Origin of the sequence: Paracoccus simplex (assembly GCF_042648325.1) — a bacterium.
Taxonomy (GTDB): Bacteria; Pseudomonadota; Alphaproteobacteria; order Rhodobacterales; family Rhodobacteraceae; genus Paracoccus; species Paracoccus simplex.
Genome location: NZ_JBHRXE010000028.1, coordinates 1 through 4,772 on the forward strand (window position 1 = coordinate 1; position 4,772 = coordinate 4,772).

At 68.9% G+C, this 4,772-nt stretch carries 3 protein-coding genes and 1 pseudogene; all 4 read right to left on the reverse strand.

Translation table 11 applies throughout. From position 1 onward, the window contains the following. Positions 1 to 450 (reverse strand): DUF4177 domain-containing protein (locus tag ACFOMP_RS10765; RefSeq protein ID WP_379030292.1); only part of this gene is annotated, 450 nt, incomplete at its 3' end. Between the two features lie 234 nt (positions 451 to 684). Beyond that, the gene (gene gatB, locus ACFOMP_RS10770) at positions 685 to 2,199 is read right to left on the reverse strand and encodes an Asp-tRNA(Asn)/Glu-tRNA(Gln) amidotransferase subunit GatB (protein WP_379030295.1); all 1,515 of its coding nucleotides are present in this window, start codon (positions 2,197 to 2,199) and stop codon (positions 685 to 687) included. Positions 2,200 to 2,458: 259 nt separating this feature from the next. Further along, entirely contained in the window at positions 2,459 to 4,372 is a 1,914-nt protein-coding gene (locus ACFOMP_RS10775; protein ID WP_289895669.1) for a monovalent cation:proton antiporter-2 (CPA2) family protein, read from the reverse strand. Further along, a pseudogene (locus tag ACFOMP_RS10780) lies at positions 4,372 to 4,772 on the reverse strand (hypothetical protein); the annotation flags it as partial. The pseudogene ACFOMP_RS10780 and the gene ACFOMP_RS10775, both read right to left, overlap by 1 nt.

Below are 4,772 nucleotides of genomic sequence, written 5' to 3' on the forward strand. Positions count from 1 at the left end.
CTCGGCGGCGCGGGCGCGGCTATGGTTGCCGGGCGCGGCCAGCGGCGCGGGCTTGGGCGTGGCCCGCATCGGCTGGCTGAAGGGGCCGCGCGCCGGTTGCTGGCCGGCATCGGCCGGGGTTTCCGCGGCTGCGGGTTCTGCTGCGGCAGGTTCCGCGGCGGCGGGCTGCGGGTCGGCCGCGGTAGCAGGCAGGGGAAGCTGCTGTCGGCCCGGCGCGGCCAGGGCGCGGCGGAAGATCAGCAGGTTGTGATAGACCGTGGTGCGGCTGGTCAGGCCCGAGCGTTCCTCGGCCGGCAAGGTCTCGGCCCGGACATAGTCCCAGCCGTCGCGGGCCATGTCGTTCAGCACATCGGTCAGGGTGGCGGCGAAGCGCTCGATCCCGGATTTCGCGCCCCGGCTCTTTTCGCCGCGGGCGGGTGCGGGGATGACGGTGTATTCGTAGCTGCTCATGCGGATGCCTTTCCTTTGACCCGGAGGTTAGGCGAGATGGCCTGCCAAGGGAAGCGGGCCGCGCAACGCCGGCGCGCGTTGCGGGCCGCACAAATTCGGGAGCGGCGGGAAAAACACCGGCAAATGCCGGGGTTTTCGCGGTGACCGGCATGCACGGACCGTACACCGGGCGTACACCGGCCGTCGAACACCGGCCCCGCAGGACGGGACCGGCCGCGGCAGGCGGGACGCCCGTCAGCCGCCCAGCTTCTTCGCCACCAGTTCGTTCACCGCCGCCGGGTTGGCCTTGCCGCCGGTGGCCTTCAGCACCTGGCCGACGAACCAGCCGGCCAGCTTGGGATTGGCCTTGGCCTTTTCCACCTGCGCCGGGTTCGCGGCAATGATCTCGTCCACCGCCGCCTCGATGGCGCCGAGGTCGGTGACCTGCTTCATGCCGCGCGCTTCCACGATCCCGGCCGGGTCGCCGCCCTCGGTCCAGAGGATCTCGAACAGATCCTTGGCGATCTTGCCCGAGATCGCCCCCGAACCGATCAGGTCGATCACCCCGCCGAGCTGGGCGGCGGAAACCGGCGCCGTCTCGACCGTCAGGCCTTCCTTGTTCAACCGGCCGAACAGCTCGTTGATGACCCAGTTCGCCGCCATCTTGCCGTCGCGGCCGGCGGCCACCTGTTCGAAATAGTCGGCGCTTTCCACCTCGGCGGTCAGCACGCCGGCATCGTATTCCGACAGGCCGAGTTCCTTGACGAAGCGCGCCTTCTTCTCGTCGGGCAGTTCCGGCATGACGGCGGCGATGCCGTCCACCCAGCCCTGCTCGATCTCGAGCGGCAGCAGGTCGGGGTCGGGGAAATAGCGGTAGTCGTGGGCTTCCTCTTTCGAGCGCATCGAGCGGGTCTCGCCGCGGTCGGGGTCGTAGAGCCGGGTTTCCTGCACCACCTTGCCGCCATCCTCGATGATGGCAATCTGGCGGCGGGCCTCGTATTCGATGGCCTGCTGGATGAAGCGCAGCGAGTTCATGTTCTTGATCTCGCAGCGGGTGCCAAGATGGCTGAAATCCTGGGTCTCCTGGTAACGCTCATAGGCGCCGGGGGCGCAGACCGAGACGTTCACGTCGGCGCGCAGGCTGCCGTTCTGCATGTTGCCGTCGCAGGTGCCCAGATAGCGCATGATCTGGCGCAGCTTGGCGACATAGGCCGCCGCCTCCTCGGGACCGCGGATGTCGGGACGCGAGACGATCTCCATCAGCGCGACGCCGGTGCGGTTCAGGTCCACGAAGCTCATGTTCGGGTCCATGTCGTGGATCGACTTGCCGGCATCCTGTTCCAGGTGGATGCGCTCGATGCGGACGCGACGGGCGATGCCGGGGGCCATGTCCACGATCACCTCGCCCTCGCCGACGATCGGGTGATAGAGCTGGCTGATCTGGTAGCCCTGCGGCAGGTCGGGATAAAAATAATTCTTGCGGTCGAAGGCCGAACGCAGGTTGATCGCCGCCTTGAGGCCGAGGCCGGTCTTGACCGCCTGCGCCACGCAGAATTCGTTGATCACCGGCAGCATCCCCGGCATGGCGGCGTCGACGAAGGCGACATGGCTGTTCGGCTCGGCCCCGAAACCGGTCGAGGCGCCCGAGAACAGCTTGGCGTTCGAGGCGACCTGGGCATGGACCTCCAGCCCGATGACCAGTTCCCAGTCCTGTTTCGCACCCTGAATGGTCTTCGGTTCCGGGGCGGTATAGGTCAGATGGTCGAGCATGGCATTTTCCCTGGCAAGGTTGCCCCGCCTTTTAGGGGCTTGGCGCCCGCCCGGCAAGGCCCGGCCCGTGGCGCGGCGACCCTGGGTATCTGCGCAACGACGAAGCCGGGGCCCCCCGATCCGCCCGGCCGCATTGCGGCTTTCCCCGAATGCTCCGATGCGACGGCCCCCCGGCCGCGCCGGGCGGGGCCGGCCCCGTCATGTTCACCGTTTTCCAAATACCCCATCGCGGCCGGGACGCTGGCCGGCGCCGGCCGGTTCAGCGCCCGCCGGGCCGGCCGGGGCGGGCCGCCAGGCCGTGTTCGGGCACCTCGTCCTGCTCGGCGGCGATGGGGGCGGCGCTCGGACCATGCGCGAAGCGCTCCATCAGCACGTTTTCAAGCTGGCGGTTCAGGTCGCGGGTCAGGGTCATGTAGTCGCGATTCTCCTCCATCGGCACGCCGGGCTTCCAGACCTCGGCGAGCTGGCGCAGATGCGCGCGGTCCATGCGGTAGAAGATGCGCTCGAGCTCGGAGGCCTCGTAGGGCGAGAGGCCGAGGTTTTCCAGCACATAGCGGCCGGCGCGCAGCGAGCTGTCGAAGGTCTCGCGCACGATATGGTCGGCGCGGGCGGCATAGAGCTGGAACACGTTCACCCGGTCGCGGGCGCGGGCGATCACCACGATGTCGGGGCGCTTTTCCTTGGCGTAGCGGATCAGCCGCAGGTTGGCCTCGGGATCGTCCAGCGCCGCGACCAGCACCCGGGCCTTGTCGAGCCCGGCCGCGGTCAGGATCTCGGGGCGGGTCGGGTCGCCGAAATAGCCCTTGAAGCCGAAGCGGCGCATGAGCTGGATCACCTCGAGGTCATGGTCGAGCACCGTGGTCTTGAAGCCGGACATGGTGACCAGCCGGTTCAGCACCTGGCCGAAGCGGCCGACCCCGGCGATGATGATCGGCTGCTGCTCCTCGATCTCGTCGGCGATGTCGCTGGCGCGTTCCTCGGCGATGCGGCGCGAGATGAAGTCCGACAGGATGAACAGCAGCGGCGTCGCCAGCATCGACAGCGCGATGACCAGCAGGAAGCCCTGCGCCAGGGCGCGCGGCAGGATCGCCAGCGACACGGCATAGGAGATCAGCACGAAGCCGAACTCGCCCGCCTGCGCCAGCGACAGGGTGAACAGCGTGCGGTCGCGGCCGCGCAGGCCGGTCAGCCGGGCGATCAGGTGCAGCACCAGCGCCTTGATGGCGATGATCACCACGGTGACGCCCAGCACCGTCACCGGCCGCTCGAGAAACAGCTGGAAATCCATGCCGGCGCCGACGGTGATGAAGAACAGGCCCAGCAGCAGGCCCTTGAAGGGCGCGATCTGGCCTTCGAGCTCGTGGCGGAACTCGGACCCCGCCAGCATCACCCCGGCCAGGAAGGTTCCGAGCGCCGGCGACAGGCCGACGAATTCCATCAGCGAGGCGATGCCCACCACGATCAGCAGCGCCACGGCGGTGTCGAGCTCGTTCAGCCGCGCCGCATAGACCCAGCGGAACAGCGGCCGGATCAGATATTGCCCGATCAGCACCACCGCCGCCACCGCGCCCAGCGTGACCAGCGCCGCCGCCCAGCCGGGCAGCCCATGCATGAAGGCCTCGCCGATATGCTCCTCGGCATCGGCGATCGGGGCGCGGGTCGCCAGAAGCGGCATCAGCGCCAGCATCGGGATCACCGCGATGTCCTGGGTCAGCAACACGGCAAAGGCGCTGCGTCCGCCCGGCGTCTGCATCAGCGCTTTCTCGCTGAGCGTCTGCAGCACGATGGCGGTCGAGCTGAGCGACAGGATCATCCCCAGCGTGACCGCGATATGCCAGTCCTGGTTCAGCGCCATGGCGGCCAGCGCCAGCAGCGCCACCGTGCCGAGGATCTGCATGCTGGCCAGGCCCAGCAGGCGCTTGCGCATCTGCCACAGCGCCTGCGGCTCCAGTTCCAGGCCGATCAGGAACAGCATCATCACCACGCCGAATTCGGCGAAATGCTGCAGGTCGGCCATTTCGCCGGCGCTGCCGGCGATGCCCAGCACCGGGCCGATGACGATGCCCGAGACCAGATAGCCCAGCACCGAGCCCAGCCCCAGCCGCGCCGACAGCGGCACGGCGATCACCATTGTCATCAGGTAGACAGTGGCGATCAGCAGGAATGTCTCCATCAGCGGCCGTCCAGCATCCGCAATTCGTGGGTGCGGCCGGATTTCACATAGGTCAGCCGGCCGTTGCCGATCGAATTGATGGTGCCGCCGTCGATGCGGTCGCCCAGGCGCACCGTCACCACCTTGCCGCTGCGCAGGCGGATCAGCGCGCGGCTGGCCTGGCCGGCGCCGATGATGCCGATGATGGTGGTGCGGCCGGTATCCATGCCGCGGCGCTGGGTCGCGGATTTGGCGACGGTGGCCGAGGTCGCGCCCTTGCCGAGCGCGCCGGCGGCGATCTCGGGCTCGTTGTCGATCTCGGGCGGCTTGTATTCCTGGCGGCGGGCGCGGGCGGCGCGTTCCTCGGCCGCGGCCTGGGCGCGGGTGCGGGCCTCGGCCTCGGCGCGGGCCTGGGCCACGG

Coding starts and splice junctions, on each gene's coding strand:
- gatB (WP_379030295.1), bottom strand. CDS start 2,199: ATGCTCGACCATCTGACCTATACCGCCCCGGAACCGAAGACCATTCAG.
- ACFOMP_RS10775 (WP_289895669.1), bottom strand. CDS start 4,372: ATGGAGACATTCCTGCTGATCGCCACTGTCTACCTGATGACAATGGTG.